This window comes from Psychrobacter nivimaris (assembly GCF_009812035.1).
Classification (GTDB): domain Bacteria; phylum Pseudomonadota; class Gammaproteobacteria; order Pseudomonadales; family Moraxellaceae; genus Psychrobacter; species Psychrobacter nivimaris.
In genome coordinates this window covers 1-15,274 of record NZ_VZIZ01000042.1, presented here as the reverse complement: position 1 = coordinate 15,274, position 15,274 = coordinate 1, and the positions used below count along the sequence as shown (strand labels likewise).

The window sequence follows — 15,274 nt, the reverse complement described above, 5'->3', positions numbered from 1 at the left end:
CAATAGATGCGGTATTGTAACTATTATTTAGGGCTTATCCAATTGAAGACACGCCCTAGTTAGCTCGATTCTAGCCGTTACTGCTTGTTTGTCGATGGTTGGTCAGGCCAATGCCGCGCCTAATTTTGATAAGCATCATACAGCTCAGGTACAGCATCAAAAACACAGCAGCAATAAAGAGAGTAATAACTATAAGCATGCCAAAGCTAAGGCAGCAAAGTCACATCACAAAGCGAAAATAGTGGCTGCTAAACATAAAGTAACAGCCAAAAATGTTCATGCTAAAAACAGCAATACTAAAAACAGCCACAACAAAAACAATCATGATAAAAACAACCATGATAAAAACAACCATGACCGTCGCTCATAAAAATACGATCCTACCATCCAAAAATAGCGCCTTAATTAGGCGCTATTTTTTTTGTTTTTATACAACACTATTGATCGTTACTCATTGAACAAGTGCTACTGACTGATAAATGTCATTAGCTTAGTTGCACCATTTTTACTGGGCTGAGTGAGTGTGACTTTACTACTCAAAACATCGCCTTTGGCATTGATTTTATAGCACTCTGAAGACGTACCTGCAGCATCAGAAGTCAAAAGTAGATTGCCTGAGGTTTCTATACAGAGCCGCGCCGTATTATTTGTATCTTGTGTGAGCGACCAGTCCTGCTTATAAGTGGCGGTTTTCTGACGCATACTGCTGTCAGCATATACGTTTTCAGTGATGAGCTGATTTGAGTCGCCTATAGTAGCCATTTTAGGGATACTAGTCGTTTGGTTAGCGCTTGAATACTCACCCGTACTATCCGTAAAACCATGGAACACCAATGGATTTAGCGTAAAGTAATTTATAGCGACGGACTGATCCGTAATCTGCTGATTTACTGTGTTGATTGTGCTGACTTCTGCGCCTTGTACCATTTTATTATTAAAACGCATGCTGCCTTTAGGGGTTATTTGAATATCTGCGGCTACGCTTTGTCCGCCGACAGTAGCGACCAATTTTTCACTCCGTTGTTTGGTATAGATATTGAGTAAGGCAGTCTCAACTGGGTATTGAGTGACTACGTTAGCAGAGTTGTTATTTTGATTGGTATTACCTGTTGCCATGCCGCCCATGCCAGTAGCGCAAGCACTCAATCCGAGTCCTGCTACGATACACATTCCTAGTGTTTTCATCGTTGTATCCTTTAGTTTATTTAAATAAATATTACCAATATCTACTATAATCCAATTTTTGGACAATGGCATCTGCCGAGTACCAGTGACTCTATTGTGATTACATTTTTGTACGGTATAGCAATGATGGTAAATATAGATACAAAGCTAGATTGAATGCCACAGGAAAACTCAAAGCCTTTTCGTATAAGGGTCTAGAGATAAAATTAAGCTGATAATAAAACGAATGGTAATAAAGTATCTACTCATTTTATAAGTCACTCTTAGTCCATGATACGAGTTTTTGAACTTGGCCAATAAACGTGGTATTCAATTAGATATATAGTTATTAAATCTTATACGACATATGAAATTAAGGCTAAACAGAAATATTTCAGACAGCAGTAGAGGATGAGTATAGACTGAAAGTCTTACTGTTAAACTGTTAAAAGATATAAAGAATATTTAGGAAAGGGTAGAACAGGATGAAAAACAAAGGTTTTGCTTAAGCAGAATAAGATTGGCGGTGAAGGAGGAAGTCAAATTATAATCATAAGTATTTGATTTAATTGTATTTATAAAATTGAATTATCGTATTAGACCAATAAATAGACCAACAAAATGGTAGTGTTGGATATAAAGCAGATAATGGAATTTATCCCATAATAAATTGTATCAATATGTTACTTTAAATTTTAAAATAGTTGAGAATATATTTGGTATCAATATATTTGTTGGTAAATATATTGATACCGTTATCTCTAACTGTAACTACAACGATCTGAACTCTTGAGCGCTTTCAAGTATTTCATTAGTATTTTTGTCATAGAAATCTAATACAATACCGTTTATTTTATAAGGAGCAGAAGAGTTCGACATGGAAATCTCATCATATATGAATTCGACATAAACTTTTCCTGCCATTCCTAACTCTTTCTTATCTATTAGGTCTTGTATTTTTTCGGCTTTTTCTCTGCTACTAACATATAGCTTACTCATACGTATATAATAAGGCTCATCAAGAACATGCTGGTATTTAGTTATTTTCCTACCATCTATGTCCTCTCTTGTCTCTAAGTTGATTGATATACTATTGACACCAAATAATGGAAAGTACTGCCCGTCAATGCTATAGCTCTTAAGTGGAGGCTCATTATTATTATAGTCCGTTGCGATAGCTGTGATTAACTTCTTATCCTCTTCTGCTACCTCAGCATAGTGAGGATAATAATAGTCATCATGATCTATATCAAAAACAAATTTTCTATTATCTCTAACAGAATTACCGTAATTTTGTGCTTCCTGATAAGTGCTTTCAGTAATATCTTCTCTTTTAAAGGGGTTGTCACCTACTTCACCAAACCGTCTCTCGTACTCATCATCTCCTAATGCAATACGACTTATGATATTTTTGTCATTATCATCTAGGTCATCAGTTAACAAGCTAACCACTAATAATTTATTGAGAAAGTCATTTGTATCCTCTACGTTATAATCTGGAAATTCATTATACTCTTCAAAATCAAAACTAGATTTTACTTCGTCATGAACGTATTTTTCAGAAATATCAGCTTCATTAGCTATAAAGCCAGTATCACCTTCATTATCTGAGCATGATGTTAGTAGAAGTATTGAAGTTAACATTAATAGTTTTTTCATAAATTTCTCACTAATACTGTACTTGATTGATTATTATTCTCTACCTATTGATGCTTGTACTTGATCACCATCAGTACGTATAGTGATATCTATGGCGTCACCAGTATTCAATATAGCTGTAGCATAGTATTTACTATCAGAAATTTTAAGATCTACATTAACTTCTTCGCATCTTACATTATCGCCCCCAAATTCATCTAAACCAGTTATATAAGAACCGAACCTCACCATGTCAGTAACTTGCTCACAAGAATTTTCTTCTATATAACTATTTCCAGAAAGATTGCCTATTTCGGAGAATATGAATAAAACAGAAACGACTATACCTGCACAGCCAATCCAAAATATTTTCTTATTATCTTCAAATTTTTTGGATCTTTTCCAAAGGTACAATATAGGTATAAAAATCATCCATTTTGGTGAGATATCTATGCCTTGTTTTTTGCATTTTTTATGATCTATGAAAGCCATTATAATAGCTGCTATATATGCTATTAATCCTAAGACAATACTAACAAATGAACTGAGGGCTATTCCCCAAGCTAGACTATTTGTAAGCCCTCCTATGTCTCTAGAATTATTTCCTGTGCTTTGATTTTGCGGTGGCGGTGGCGGTGGCGGTGGCGTAATAGAACTTGTACCCTCTGCTAAATCTGTATCTTTTATAGGCTTCCAATCACCATTACCATCCCAAACTAGTGTATCTATATTTATGCTTTCTTCTAACAGTAGCTTTTTGACCTCTGTTTCAGTGATTGGCCCTATAGTTTTACCATCACTTGATATGTAGTGATAACTTTTGACTCTACTACTACCATTCATATTGAATTCCTATAGCAACATAAAAACAAACATTGGTCATTAGTATTTTTATACTATTAATGAACCAATGTTTGTTTTACGAAAATCAATAAATTTAACATGTTAGCAATAATTTAGCAAAGAATATCGGAATTGATAAAACGTTTATTTTATTATTTAATAACTCTGTTAAAACAAGCCGCGCTAATTTAAAACTAAGAAGGCTAGATAAGTTTAATCTAAGGCATCAAATGAAAAGCTAAACTCAACTGTAATATCAATCCACTGTGCGATACTGTCTAGTACCCTTATGCAATCGATATAATCGAATTTTTCAGCAATGACATCTGCCAACCATCTTAGAGCCTGCTATCATTATCCCACTACAACTATTCGCCATTTTCCAAAGTATCTAGGAATCATCAATGCCCGCCAGCCAAATCAATCAAGACGACATCAATAAAGCAGTATGGAATGCCTGTGACACGTTTCGCGGGGTCATCAGCGCCGATACCTATAAAGACTTTATCTTAACTATGCTATTCCTAAAGTACCTGTCTGACGTCTATCGCGATGAGTACAACAAGTTGGTCGAGCAATTTGGCGGCTCTGGTAACGAAAACCCAGAGCTGATCCATGCCATGATGTCCAAGCAGCGTTTTGTACTGCCTGAGGGTGCAAGCTTTTGGGACTTGTATGAGCAGCGCCATCAGCCAGGCAACGGTCAACGTATTGACGAAGCGCTACATGCGATTGAAGAAGCCAACGGCACCAAGCTCAAAAACGTTTTCCAAGACATCAGCTTTAACACGGATAAACTCGGTCAAGAAAAGCAAAAGAACGAGCTACTACGCCATCTGTTAGAAGATTTTGGCAAAGACATCCTTAACCTAAGCGTTGAGCGCGTTGGTAGTTTGGACGTGATTGGTAATGCCTATGAATTCCTAATCAAGCACTTTGCCGCCAGTAGTGGAGCGACGGCTGGCGAATTCTATACACCGCCTGAAGTATCTAACTTACTAGCAACTATTCTTGAGCCTGTCGAAGGTGATGAGATCTGTGATCCAGCCTGTGGTTCAGGCTCGCTACTCATTAAGTGCGGGGCGATGGTACGCAAAAACTCTAGCTCTAAGAAGTATGCGCTATACGGTCAAGAAGCCATTGGCTCGACATGGGCACTGGCCAAGATGAATATGTTCCTACACGGTGAGGACAATCACCGTATCGAGTGGGGCGATACCATCCGTAATCCGCTGCTATTGGGTAGTGACGGCAAGCACTTATTACGGTTCGATGTGGTAACAGCCAACCCACCGTTTTCATTGGATAAATGGGGTCATGAGGATGCCAGTAGCGATCCCTATGGTCGCTTCCATCGCGGTGTACCGCCCAAGACCAAGGGCGACTATGCCTTTATCAGTCATATGATCGAAACGCTCAAACCTGCGACTGGTCGCATGGGTGTGGTCGTACCGCATGGCGTGCTGTTCCGTGCGTCTAGTGAAGGTAAAATCCGTCAGCAACTCATCGAAGAAAACCTGCTCGATACGGTGATTGGCTTACCGGAAAAGCTGTTCTTTGGGACGGGGATTCCAGCCGCTATTCTGCTGTTTAAAAAGAATAAAACCGATCCTGTCAGTGGTAAAGTTGATGACTCCGTACTGTTTATTGATGCCAGTAATGAGTTTAAATCAGGTAAGAACCAAAACCAGCTCACCCCTGAAAATATCAATAAAATCATCGAGACGTATAAAGCGCGGGAAAGCGTCGATAAATACGCGTATCTAGCGAGCTTTGATGAAATCAAGGAAAACGACTTTAACCTAAATATCCCACGCTATGTCGATACCTTTGAGGAAGAGGCGGAAATTGATTTGGACGCTGTGCGTACTGAGCGTCTTGAGTTAAAAGCTGAATTGGAGAGTTTAGAGACTGAGATGGCAGAGTTTTTAAAGGAGTTGGGTTATGGTGCCTAATTTACTTAAGCCTTCACAATTAGGAGAAATCCCTAAAGATTGGAAACGCGTTAAACTTTCTGATGTTATGAAAGTAAGACAAGGTTTGCAAATCGCTATTTCTGAACGGTTAATATCGCCAACTAGCACATCAAAAGAATACATTACTATTCAATCAATTAAGAAAACAGATCAGGTTCGTGAGTATGTAGAAGCTCCTTCACAACGTGTAATTTGTAGTAAAGACGATGTGTTAATGACGCGCACTGGTAATACAGGGATTGTTGTCACAGGTGTTGAAGGTGCATTTCATAATAATTTCTTCTTGATGGATTTTGATAAAAATAGAATTGATACAACTTTTCTAGTGAATTATCTACGTTCACCGAGAATCCAACATTTAATTTTAACAAAAGCTGGTGCGAGTACTATTCCAGACTTAAATCATAAAGATTTTTATTCGATAGAGTTTCCTTTAGCTCCTATATTGGAACAACAAAAAATCGCCAAAATCCTATCTACTTGGGATAAAGCGATTAGCACAACTGAGCGTTTGATTGACAATAGTACTCAGCAGAAAAAAGCTTTAATGCAACAATTGCTCACGGGTAAAAAGCGGTTGCTTGATGATGAGGGGATAAGGTTTGAGGGTGAGTGGGAAGAGGTTAGCGTTGGCAGTTTAGGCAAAATATATTCAGGCGGTACGCCTAGTACATCCAATACTGAATATTGGGATGGCGATATAAACTGGATTACACCCACTGATATTACCAAGCAAGATAGTCGTTATATAAACTCTAGTCTAAAGAAAATAACGCTAGAAGGGCTAGAAAATAGCTCAGCCAAGCTAGTGCCAGCAGGTTCATTGCTTATTTGTACCCGTGCAACAATTGGTGCAATGGCAATTACTTCTCATGAGATGTGTACGAACCAAGGCTTTAAAAATATCGTTCCTAATAGCAAAACTAATATTGAGTTTGTATATTACCTTCTAACGTATAACAAGCACAGAATGATAAGCAAAGCGAGTGGTTCAACCTTCTTGGAGCTTTCGAAAACTTCATTTGAAAGTATGAAGTTTAATATGCCAGCCATCAAAGAACAAAAAAAAATTGCCACCGTGCTAACCAATGTGGATAAAGAAATTGAGTTGCTTGAGCAGCAATTGGCTGATTTACAGCAAGAGAAAAAGGCGCTGATGCAGGTGTTGTTGACGGGTAAGAAGCGGGTTTTAGTTGATGGGGAGGTTTTATGATCGTTCGTACATTTCACCCTGTAGGGCAAGGTGCTTTTTATTCAGAGCGCAATAATGACTTTAATATAGTATACGACTGTGGAACAAATTCTTACGCCACAACTAAGTCAGTTGTAGAGTTAGCCTTCCAGAATGAAAAGATAGATACTCTTTTTATATCTCATTTTGATTTTGATCATATCTCTATGATTCCAGTATTAGTTGACTCAGTCGAATCTATACGCCTTGTTGTAATTCCTTTACTTGACAACCAGCAGAGAAATTTACTCATAAATTTTATGCACAATCTTTCAGACGAATTAAAGCAGCTAATTACGAACCCTAAAGCGTTTTTTGGTTCAAATACAACGGTTATCGAAGTTCGTCCAGCTTCAGGTTTCAATGAAGATAATAATCAAGAACCTAGAGATATAGATGAGCTAATAGATAGTGCAGAAAGTAATTCAGGTACAATTAAAATTGATAGCGGCACTCCCTTGATCATTGGAAATCGCAGTAATTTAAAATCTAGAAATTCAGTTGAATGGGTTTTAGTTCCTTATAATTATGAAGATAAGATAAGGCAAGCAGTGTTGCTGGATAAACTTGAGAAAGAAGGATTTGATTTAGATAGGCTAAAAAACGATCCGAGTTATGTTTTAGATAGTCTAAACGACCACTCTACTTGGACGGTGCTTAAATCTATATATAACCAGCTAAAGGGGAAAATTAACCAAAATTCTATGCTTCTATATTCAGGTCCATCATTTATTAAAGACAAAAAGGAATTCTGCTTTTGTGACTGTATACCCATAGACCCTTTTTACCATTACATGTTGTGTCATACATGTATTCATAAATCTGGCTGTATTTATACAGGCGATTGTGATTTTAATAATTTCAAATTGAAGGATGTTTATCCTAGTTATGTTGAATACGTTGGCATTATCCAAGTTCCACATCATGGCGCTGTAAAGAATTTTGATTTAAAAGCTTTCGAAGGTTTTGAGAAAGTAATATGTCCAATTTCACATGGTACTAAAAATAAGCACCCAGACGCAGAAGTTGTAAAAGAGTTAATAATTAATGGCTTTAAGGTTGTTTCAGTTAATGAAAAAGAAGACTCCAAGTTTCAACAAAGAATTTTTTCTTGTGCATAATTAAATTTGTGGAGATATTGGTGACTATAAATACGATTAACTTTCAAGAAGAATTTAGCTCAAAAATCCCTGCTCTAACCTTACTCACCACGCTCGGCTATGAGTTTATTCCGCCAAGCCAGTGCAACGCCATGCGCTCAAAAGTGACTGCAAATAAAGCCACTGCTCAAGTCGTGCTATTGCCGATTATGCGTGCGTTCTTAGCCAAGCAAACTTTTATGTTTGAAGGCAAGCCGCATCATTTATCAGACAGTGCCATTGACAAGATCATGCACGAGCTAAACCCAGCGATGAATTTAGGCTTGCAACTCGCCAATGAAAAGCTCTATAACGCCATGCTCTATGGCGTGACGGTGACCGAATTTATCGACGGTAAAAAAACCTCGCAAACCATCAGCTTGATAGATTGGAATCATATCGATAATAATAGCTTTCACTTTACCGAAGAGCTGGTAGTACAGAATGCTGAAGGGACAGGTAATATCATTCCTGATATCGTCTGCTTCGTAAATGGTCTACCGTTGGCAGTGATTGAAGCCAAACGTCCTGACTCGAGTAGAGAGTGGCAATCGACCAATGCTCAAGCTGTCTCCCAGCACATCCGTAACCAAGGTCAAAAACAAATCCCGCATCTATTTGCCTATAGCCAGTTATTACTAGCGGTCAATGGGCATGATGGACTGTATGCTACCTGCGGTACGCCTGAGAAGTTTTGGGCAAAATGGGTCGAAGAAAAGATCTCTGAGCCTGAGTTTGCCCGTCTAAAAAACCAAGCGCTCAGTCCTGAGCAGGTTGAGAATCTGTTTGCCCATCGTCCTGCCTTTATTAAAGATGAATATCAGTCATTGATTGATGGCGGTGATCTGGTCGTTACCGATCAAGACCGCTTAATTATCAGTCTTTTGCAACCCCAGCGTTTGCTTGAGATAATGCGCCTGTTTACCTTGTTTGACAAAAAGGCTGGCAAAATTGTTGCCCGTTATCAGCAAGTCTTTGGCATCAAAGCCCTGATTGAGCGTATCAGCAGTTTCGATGAAAAGGGCAGTCGTGAGGGTGGAGTGATTTGGCACACTACAGGCAGTGGCAAATCTTTCACTATGGTGTTCTTCTCTAAAGCTTTGATTTGGTTAGAGGAGCTCGCGAAGTGTCGCATCATTGTCGTCACCGACCGTGTTGATCTTGAAACTCAGCTGAGTAATACCTTTAAGTCTGGTGGTGTCATTACCAGCAAACGCGATAGTCAGGATGCCATGGCAACCTCTGGTCGTCGTTTAGCTCAGCAAATCGGTCACGGTAATGAACGCGTTATTTTCTCGATTATTAATAAGTTTGGTTCAGCCGTTAAGTATGACGAATGTTATAACGACAGCCCAAACATCATCGTCATGGTCGATGAAGGTCACCGTAGCCAAAGTGGTGAAAACAATATCCGTATGGCGCAAGCCTTGCCAAATGCTGCCTTTATCGCCTTTACGGGTACGCCCTTGCTAAAAGACGATAAGACCGAAAACAAATTCGGCAGCATCATTCACTCCTACACCATGCAGCAAGCCGTCAAAGATAAAACCGTCACGCCGCTGTTATATGAAGAGCGTATCCCTGAGCTCAATACCAATGACCAAGCCATCGATGCATGGTTTGATCGTATTACCCAAAAGCTCACCAATGATCAAAAAACTGACCTAAAACGTAAGTTCTCCCAAAAAGGTCAAATCTATCAGGTTGAAGGTCGTATTGAGCTGATTGCTCATGACATCTCTGATCACTTTCAAAACTTTAAACAGCAGCACCTTAAAGGTCAACTGGCTTGTGACTCTAAAGCCTCAGCTATCCGCTATAAAATGGCCTTAGATAAGATTGGCAAAGTGACCTCAGTGGTCGCCATGTCGCCACCTGATACCCGTGAGGGGCATGACAGCGTCGATGGCGAGTCAAAAGACATCGTGCAAAACTGGTGGCAAGCCAATGTCGCCAATCAGTACGGCGGTGATGAAAAAGCCTATACCAAAGCCATTATAGAAGCCTTTGGTCAAGATGATGGTCCTGACATTATGATCGTTGTCGATAAGCTACTAACGGGCTTTGATGAACCAAAAAACACCGTACTGTATATAGACAAGCCATTAAAGCAGCATAACCTGATTCAGGCAATTGCACGTGTGAACCGCTTGCATGAAAAGAAACGCTTTGGTTATCTAATTGATTATCGTGGCATCTTAAAAGAGCTGGATATCACCATTGAGAAATATCAAGACTTAGCCGAGCGTACGCAAGGTGGCTTTGATATCGAAGATCTTAAGGGTCTGTATAACGCGATGGATACCGAGTATAAGCAGCTACCAAGACTGCATAGTGATTTATGGGCTATCTTCTCATCAGTGAAGAACAAACAGGATGGTCAAGCGTTAAGACAAGTGCTTGCACCAAAAATGCAGGAAATAGAAGGTAGGGTAGTCGATACCAAGCTCAAAGAACGTGACGACTTTTATGCAGCTTTGACTACGTTTTCTAATGCTATGAAAATTGCGTTGCAATCAGCGTCTTTCTTTGAAGACAAATCATTCGATAGTAAACGTGATCGCTACAAAGCCGATCTAAAAGCCTTTATCAATCTACGTAAGCAAGTACGCGAAGATGCTGATGAAACCGTCGATTATGATGAGTATGAAGCAGATATTCGTAGCTTACTCGATAAGCATATCGCAGGGCTTGAAGTTCGCGAGGCAAAAGGTGCTTACTTGGTTGGTAACTTAGGTAAGGATGTTAAGCCTGAAGAATTAAGCGATGATGAAGCACGTAACCAAACCGATAAAATCACTGGTCGTGTTACTAAGATGATTGAGCAAGATTTGGCTGATGATCCTTATGCCCAAGAGTATTTTTCTAAATTGCTCAAGCAAGCGATTGCGGATGCCAAGGCAATGTTCGATGCACCCGTGAAGCAGTACATGATGTTTGCTGACTTTGAGCAGGCCGTCAAAGACCGCGATGTTGCTGATGTACCGAATGAATTTATCGATGACAATGGCAAATTAAATAAACATGCTCAGGCTTATTTTGGTTTGTTTAAGCATTTATTTGACGCTGATTTCTTAGCGGATAAAGAGCTAGATAATGACAAGCTGGTCGCTTACGCCTTTGAGATTGATGAAGTAGTCAAAACGAATGTGGCGGAATATTCCATCAATGCCAGTGAAATTGAAAATGCGATTAATAGACGATTATTGCCAATGCTGTTTGCTGACTTGGGTATTGATAAAGCGCAACAGCTCATTGAAGAGGTGCTAAAGATTACCCGACTTGGGCTGTCGAGAGAGACAAGTAGCCCACGAGCAGCAAGAGGGTAGTAGGCAATGACTGAGAATGGCGTATTTTATTATGGTCAATATAAGATTGACTATGAAGTCGTGCGTAAAGAAGTAACTTATAAAGAGAAGATAAAGAAACCTGAAAGCGACAAGCTGATTGCTAAAAAGACCAAGCCTCGAAAAGTGGTTATCAAAGTACACCCTGATCAGCGTGTGGTTGCCACCGCACCTGTCGATGCTACCGATGAGTTGATTTATGATGCACTCATGAAACGTGCTCGCTGGATATGGCAAAGCCTACAAGACTTTGCCAAGCAACAAGATCATGTATTACCCAAGCGCTATGTCAGCGGCGAAACCCAGTTTTATTTGGGTCGTCGTTATGTGTTAAAAGTGATAACCGATGCAAAAACTAACGATGTGATAAACAGTACGGTGAAGCTCAGTCGCGGTAAGTTACATGTAGAATTGTCTCAAAATGATTCTGAATTAGACGCTGAAAAACGAGCGATTCTCGTGAAAAGCTTGATTGATAAATGGTATAAAGATAAATTTACGTCGGTCTCTAGAGAGAGGCTTGAGGCCTTGATACATAAGGCCTCATGGGTAAAAAATAATCCTTCATTGAAGTTAATAGTAATGAAAAAACAATGGGGAAGCTGCTCAAATAAAGGTAATTTAATCCTCAATCCGCACTTAGTCAAAGCACCAAAAGAATGCATTGATTATGTGATATTGCATGAGCTGTGTCATATCGCTGAACACAATCATAGTGAGCATTTTTGGCGCTTATTAACTCAAGTCATGCCGCATTGGAAAGAGGTGAAAGCTAAGCTTGATGGTATGGCCGAGCTGTATTTGAATGAGTGAAGTTTAGAGCTAGATAATTTAATATGTTATTTTGGAAAAGTATTGAAGTGCATAATGATCTACATGTCCAGACAAAATATTGAAAATTTACTTGAAAGAAGGAATTAATCGTTCGATACTATTTTCTTACTTAATGAATGTAAGGAAAGTATGATGGGTAACCCATATGGTAACGATCATGACGATCATGACGATGATGCTGAAGAACTAAATGATGCTGATCAACAAAAGGAAAATGATGAAATTCAGGAAATGGGTAAGCAAGGTTTGACAGATCAAGATTTTCCAAAAGGTAGGCCACTTGGTACATTCAGTAGTAGTGACACAAAAAAATAAGGATCTTGCAGGTAGTTATTTAAAACCTCACTTGTAAGTGAGGTTTTTTTGCATGGGTCATTCCAGCTATGTTTGAGACTTTTTATATTCAGTTTTATAAATGGCTACTTGGAAAATGGACAAATTAGTTTAAACTAAATAAGCAGATCATACCGTTCAAATAGACTCAATATACCTTCTTTTTAACTAGATATAGTATCTTACTATGCCCGATCACTATCAAAGCCTTATCCTAAGCCTAACTCAACAGCCTACCGAACAAGAGTGGCTTGAGTTTAAGCATAACTTTCATAGCTCTGATGAGATTGGTAAGCGTATATCTGCGCTTGCCAATGGTGCTTGTTTGTCTGGCAAGAAATTTGGCTATTTAGTGTTTGGCGTAGAGGATGGCACGCATAATATCGTTGGTACAAGCTTCAGCCCAAAGACAAAAAAAGCCAAAGGCAACGAAGACTTAGAGCATTGGTTGGTTAGCCGTTTAAGTCCTAAAATTCATTTCACAATTCATGAGTTACAGATTGATGGTAAAGCGGTGGTGCTGTTCGAAATTCCAGCAGCCACAGATATGCCCATTAGCTTTTTACATGAGCCTTATATTCGTATTGGTAGCTTCACAAAACCACTTAAGCATTATCCTGATCAAAGCCGTAAGCTGTGGCAAAATCGAGCGGATGACTGGAGTGCCGAGATTTGCCATGAGGCAACGCTTGACGACCTTGATCCTAAAGCCATTGCTGTTGCTAGACAAGTCTTTGCTGATAAAAACAAACGTTTGGTTGAAGATATTCAAGAATGGGATGACATTACCTTTTTGAATAAAGCTAAAATTACCATTCGTGGTCAGATCACTAATACAGCGATTATTTTATTGGGGCGTTATGAGTCCACGTATTTTTTGAGCCCAGCGCAAGCGCATATCACTTGGATTCTAAAGGGCGTTGATGGTATTGAAAAAGACTATCAACATTTTGAACCACCGTTTTTGTTAGCCTTAGACGAGGTATATAACAAAATTCGCAATCTCAATTACCGCTACATGCCTGCTGGTACGCTGTTTCCTGAAGAGGTGCAGCAGTATGATCCCTATATCATCCGTGAAGCATTAAGTAATGCTATTGGTCATCAAGACTATCGTCTGGGCGGACGTATTACTGTAGTTGAAAAAGAAGACTCAACACTGATTTTTCAAAACAGTGGGGAGTTTATTCCTAAGACTATCGAGAACGTCTTGCTACAAGATGCGCCTGAAGCGAGCTATCGTAATCCATTTTTGGTTAACGCCATGGTCAGTCTAAACATGATGGACACCATCGGTAGCGGTATCAAAAAAATGTATCAGATTCAGTCTAAGCGTTTTTTCCCATTGCCAGATTATGACTTAACCCGTGAAAGAGTAGGCGTGAAGTTTACAGGTAAAGTGCTTGATCAAGAGTACGCCAAGCAGTTAGCAAGCGTAGATAATCTCACACTACACGATATTATAGCGCTTGATAAAGTGCAAAAGGGGCAGGCGATCACTGAAAACGAAGCTGATACGCTACGTAAAAAGTCATTGATAGAAGGGCGCAAAAATAGCTATATTATCGCCGCTGATGTTGCCAAGCATACTGAGCAGCAGGCGGAGTATATGCAGATGCGCGGCTTAGATGACATGCATTATCAAAGCTTGATTATAGGGTACCTCAAGACGTTTGAACGAGGTAGACTAGCTGACTTTGATAAGATGCTGGCTAATAAGTTGCCACAAGTACTAGATGATAAGCAGCGTAAAAATAAGGTGCGTAATCTATTGCAGAAGATGCGCCGTGATGGTTTAGTCGTTTCTGAAGGTTGGTCTTGGCATCTTCCAAATAGCTAAGAATAGCTAAAAACAGCTAAGAATAGCTAAACCTAGCTAGGTTTGGCTACCTAGAATACTTTAAAAGTAACCTAGTAGTTGTCTAAGTCTGTCATTCCGCCAGCTCTCTGCCTCTCTGTAAATATATTCGTTCATGATGTATCGTGATATATCATCTACGCAGTAAGGTGGGCTTTTATCTATATGCTCTTTGCCAATATCTATATCGTCTAATTGATAGTATAAATTAGGATCTTGTAGCCATATAGCATAGATCTCATGCTGACTGAGTTTTTCAAGCTTTGATGAGACAGACTGTAGAATCATATCGTCATAGTAACTCCAGAAAGGAGCTTGCTCTTTTTGACGTTGATAGCAGACATCATCCCATAAATTTCTGAGATAGCCCATATCTAGAGCAGTATCGAAACTTTGCATATATCTGATAGTCTGCTTGGTAATTTTTTTTTGAGTGGCTTTTAGACAATGCAGCAGCAATATCTAAGGCTATTTCTTGTCTTAAATCCATAGTAAAAGTCCGTGTCTGCTCGTTTTATACTCATAATTACAGCTATGTTCTATATAGCATGCTACTAAAATATGGGATTAAAAAGAAGACAAAAAAATAAGCCGCGTAGTGCGGCTTATTTTCTATCCTTGATCAGTGAATCCGATCAGCCATTTTACTCTCAATCCAATCTGCAATCTCACTCTCAACCCATGCTACACGTCCCCTTGATAACTTCACTTGAACAGGGAATGTTGGATCGTAACGATCAGATTTTTTATTGACCATCTCATAAATCGTAGTACTACTAAGCGCTGTATAATGCATTACTTGCTTGAGCGGTATCATGCGAGGTATCTGTAAAGCGCTAGCTGTTGATACGTTTTGTAGTGGTCAACTAATTTAGGACACCTGATAAGAGGTTTTTGTTAAAATAGCGTCT

The 15,274-nt window shown here is 39.2% G+C and carries 13 protein-coding genes; 8 read left to right on the top strand and 5 right to left on the bottom strand.

The window, feature by feature from the left end; all coding sequences use genetic code 11:
* The first annotated feature begins 94 nt into the window (after positions 1-94).
* Positions 95-370: a hypothetical protein gene (locus FQV37_RS13300; RefSeq protein WP_205962102.1), complete on the top strand. Its 276-nt coding sequence runs from the start codon at positions 95-97 to the stop codon at positions 368-370.
* Between the two features lie 95 nt (positions 371-465).
* Here the strand turns inward: FQV37_RS13300 and FQV37_RS13295 are convergent, their stop codons facing one another.
* The 3 genes from FQV37_RS13295 to FQV37_RS13285 form a co-directional block, all read right to left on the bottom strand.
* On the bottom strand, positions 466-1,185 hold the full coding sequence (locus FQV37_RS13295; protein ID WP_160023618.1) for a hypothetical protein: 720 nt from the start codon (positions 1,183-1,185) through the stop codon (positions 466-468).
* Positions 1,186-1,935: 750 nt separating this feature from the next.
* Positions 1,936-2,823, bottom strand: a complete 888-nt coding sequence (locus FQV37_RS13290; RefSeq protein ID WP_160023616.1) for a hypothetical protein — start codon at positions 2,821-2,823, stop codon at positions 1,936-1,938.
* Between the two features lie 33 nt (positions 2,824-2,856).
* A complete protein-coding gene (locus FQV37_RS13285) occupies positions 2,857-3,645 on the bottom strand; it encodes a DUF4339 domain-containing protein (RefSeq protein ID WP_160023614.1) in 789 nt (262 codons plus the stop codon).
* A gap of 404 nt (positions 3,646-4,049) precedes the next feature.
* Here FQV37_RS13285 and FQV37_RS13280 point away from each other — a divergent pair, with 404 nt between their 5' ends.
* The 7 genes from FQV37_RS13280 (at position 4,050) to FQV37_RS13250 (ending at position 14,345) form a co-directional block, all read left to right on the top strand.
* The gene (locus FQV37_RS13280) at positions 4,050-5,600 is read left to right on the top strand and encodes a type I restriction-modification system subunit M (RefSeq protein WP_205962101.1); all 1,551 of its coding nucleotides are present in this window, start codon (positions 4,050-4,052) and stop codon (positions 5,598-5,600) included.
* On the top strand, positions 5,590-6,834 hold the full coding sequence (locus tag FQV37_RS13275) for a restriction endonuclease subunit S (RefSeq protein ID WP_160023612.1): 1,245 nt from the start codon (positions 5,590-5,592) through the stop codon (positions 6,832-6,834). Before FQV37_RS13280 ends, FQV37_RS13275 begins: the two co-directional genes overlap by 11 nt.
* Positions 6,831-7,973, top strand: a complete 1,143-nt coding sequence (locus FQV37_RS13270; RefSeq protein ID WP_160023610.1) for an MBL fold metallo-hydrolase — start codon at positions 6,831-6,833, stop codon at positions 7,971-7,973. The genes FQV37_RS13275 and FQV37_RS13270 overlap by 4 nt, the downstream gene beginning before the upstream one ends.
* A 20-nt stretch (positions 7,974-7,993) precedes the next feature.
* Complete coding sequence (locus FQV37_RS13265) at positions 7,994-11,320, top strand: type I restriction endonuclease subunit R (protein ID WP_205962100.1); 3,327 nt, start codon at positions 7,994-7,996, stop codon at positions 11,318-11,320.
* A 6-nt stretch (positions 11,321-11,326) separates the two neighbouring features.
* Positions 11,327-12,151, top strand: coding sequence for a M48 family metallopeptidase (locus tag FQV37_RS13260; RefSeq protein ID WP_160023606.1), 825 nt, complete (start codon positions 11,327-11,329; stop codon positions 12,149-12,151).
* Between the two features lie 153 nt (positions 12,152-12,304).
* On the top strand, positions 12,305-12,487 hold the full coding sequence (locus FQV37_RS13255; RefSeq protein WP_102093153.1) for a hypothetical protein: 183 nt from the start codon (positions 12,305-12,307) through the stop codon (positions 12,485-12,487).
* Positions 12,488-12,692: 205 nt separating this feature from the next.
* Positions 12,693-14,345, top strand: coding sequence for an RNA-binding domain-containing protein (locus FQV37_RS13250; RefSeq protein ID WP_102093152.1), 1,653 nt, complete (start codon positions 12,693-12,695; stop codon positions 14,343-14,345).
* A gap of 60 nt (positions 14,346-14,405) precedes the next feature.
* Here the strand turns inward: FQV37_RS13250 and FQV37_RS13245 are convergent, their stop codons facing one another.
* Together FQV37_RS13245 and FQV37_RS13240 are read right to left on the bottom strand one after the other, a co-directional pair.
* Entirely contained in the window at positions 14,406-14,762 is a 357-nt protein-coding gene (locus FQV37_RS13245) for a hypothetical protein (protein WP_145990535.1), read from the bottom strand.
* 223 nt (positions 14,763-14,985) lie between these two features.
* Positions 14,986-15,180, bottom strand: coding sequence for a helix-turn-helix transcriptional regulator (locus FQV37_RS13240; RefSeq protein ID WP_160023604.1), 195 nt, complete (start codon positions 15,178-15,180; stop codon positions 14,986-14,988).
* Between the last annotated feature and the right edge of the window lie 94 nt (positions 15,181-15,274).

Excerpts from the sequence above, each read along its gene's own strand:
- FQV37_RS13250 (WP_102093152.1), top strand. The coding sequence starts at position 12,693 with ATGCCCGATCACTATCAAAGCCTTATCCTAAGCCTAACTCAACAGCCT.
- FQV37_RS13245 (WP_145990535.1), bottom strand. The coding sequence starts at position 14,762 with ATGCAAAGTTTCGATACTGCTCTAGATATGGGCTATCTCAGAAATTTA.
- FQV37_RS13300 (WP_205962102.1), top strand. The coding sequence starts at position 95 with ATGGTTGGTCAGGCCAATGCCGCGCCTAATTTTGATAAGCATCATACA.
- FQV37_RS13280 (WP_205962101.1), top strand. The coding sequence starts at position 4,050 with ATGCCCGCCAGCCAAATCAATCAAGACGACATCAATAAAGCAGTATGG.
- FQV37_RS13290 (WP_160023616.1), bottom strand. The coding sequence starts at position 2,823 with ATGAAAAAACTATTAATGTTAACTTCAATACTTCTACTAACATCATGC.
- FQV37_RS13240 (WP_160023604.1), bottom strand. The coding sequence starts at position 15,180 with ATGATACCGCTCAAGCAAGTAATGCATTATACAGCGCTTAGTAGTACT.
- FQV37_RS13270 (WP_160023610.1), top strand. The coding sequence starts at position 6,831 with ATGATCGTTCGTACATTTCACCCTGTAGGGCAAGGTGCTTTTTATTCA.
- FQV37_RS13260 (WP_160023606.1), top strand. The coding sequence starts at position 11,327 with ATGACTGAGAATGGCGTATTTTATTATGGTCAATATAAGATTGACTAT.
- FQV37_RS13295 (WP_160023618.1), bottom strand. The coding sequence starts at position 1,185 with ATGAAAACACTAGGAATGTGTATCGTAGCAGGACTCGGATTGAGTGCT.
- FQV37_RS13275 (WP_160023612.1), top strand. The coding sequence starts at position 5,590 with ATGGTGCCTAATTTACTTAAGCCTTCACAATTAGGAGAAATCCCTAAA.
- FQV37_RS13285 (WP_160023614.1), bottom strand. The coding sequence starts at position 3,645 with ATGAATGGTAGTAGTAGAGTCAAAAGTTATCACTACATATCAAGTGAT.
- FQV37_RS13255 (WP_102093153.1), top strand. The coding sequence starts at position 12,305 with ATGGGTAACCCATATGGTAACGATCATGACGATCATGACGATGATGCT.